This window comes from Anaerobium acetethylicum (genome assembly GCF_900096945.1).
Lineage (GTDB): Bacteria > Bacillota > Clostridia > Lachnospirales > Lachnospiraceae > Anaerobium > Anaerobium acetethylicum.
Window position 1 is genome coordinate 1 of sequence record NZ_FMKA01000103.1, and the last position, 1,330, is coordinate 1,330.

A 1,330-nucleotide genomic window follows, 5' to 3' on the forward strand; every position below is an offset into this window, starting at 1 on the left:
TGATCCTGTATCGTACGATGATCCTACGGGACATAAACGGAAAAATATAGTTCAAAAATGGGTTGCCAAGGCAAAGAAAGCGGTCAAAAAAACTGTTGAAAAAGTAGCCAGTACGGCAAAAAAAGCAGTCAGTGCGGTAAAAAAAGCAGTCAGTACGGCAAAAAAAGAGATCAAGAAAACAATAGCAAAGGAAAAAACCAGCTCGAAAACAAGCTCAAAAGGAAGCCCTCCCAGCTATGCAGCAGCAGGACAGAAATCTTCTTCGAAACCAGCTGCCACAAGTAGTTCTTTGATCTCTGAATCAGGAAATTCAGTAGCAGGCAATATAGCGAAAGATATTAAGAATGGGACGGGTAATGGTAGTTCTGATACTTTAAAAAATAAAGCAACAAATGAATTTGTAAAGAATTCAATATCTGGTACAGCTGATGGTATCGTTGGTGCTCAAATTATTGATAAGCTTAGTGATACTACAAAAAGCATCACTAAAATACCAAGCCTTGGAGTTGCTGCAGAAGTTGAAACAGTTACCCTTAATACTAGTGTAAAAGCAATTAAGGGAGTATCAAAAATCGCTGGTCCAGCAGCAATTCTTACTACAGGTATTGATGTATACCGAGATTTTAATAAGTATGAAGGTAATGACCGCTATATGGCATCAGCCGTATCTGTTGGTGGTACAATTGTTGGAGGAGCTGTAGTAGGTCTGGTTGCAGGGGCTAGTGCTCCTATTTGGGTAACAGTTGGCGCTGGAATTGGAGTAGGTGTTGGAATAGGGCTCGGAGTTGACTATCTTAAAGAAACTTGGTTTGAAGAAAAGAAAAAATAGGGGGGATTCTAAAATGAGTTTTGCATTTTTACCATGGCCATTATATGTTTTAATGGCTATAGGTTCAGCAATTCCAGTGCTAATATATGTAAAGAAAATGTGGAAAACTTCGCCAAAATCCTTTTATATTGGATTGTGCATGGTAAGTATTGGGGCTATAATAGCGGGCATAATTAAGTTTACAAGTAATATGCAAGTTCTAACTCAATTCCAGGAATTTCTAAAAATGCTTACAATAGTATGTACTTCTTCTGGAATAATATTAACTATGATAGGTGCATATAATAAAGTTAAAGATGATCCGGAAAAAAGAAGGATAGTGCAAATTTATATTGGAGTAATTATTGTAACTATCATATTTATTGGATTAATTGGATTGTCAACATTAAAATAAATATTGTATATAACTCAAACTTCGCACATGAATAAGTGCTTATGCACCTTGAAAATTCAATAATAACTGGCATAAAAATAGCATGAAACCATCTGGTTTGGTATAAT

Annotated in this window: 2 protein-coding genes; both read left to right on the forward strand. The window is 35.9% G+C overall.

Annotated elements, in window-relative coordinates; all coding sequences use genetic code 11:
- A partial coding sequence (locus BJR36_RS20530) for a hypothetical protein (RefSeq protein ID WP_207648929.1) occupies positions 1–829 on the forward strand: 829 nt, incomplete at its 5' end.
- A 13-nt stretch (positions 830–842) separates the two neighbouring features.
- Complete coding sequence (locus BJR36_RS19990) at positions 843–1,223, forward strand: hypothetical protein (protein WP_091237185.1); 381 nt, start codon at positions 843–845, stop codon at positions 1,221–1,223.
- The last annotated feature ends 107 nt before the right edge of the window (positions 1,224–1,330 follow it).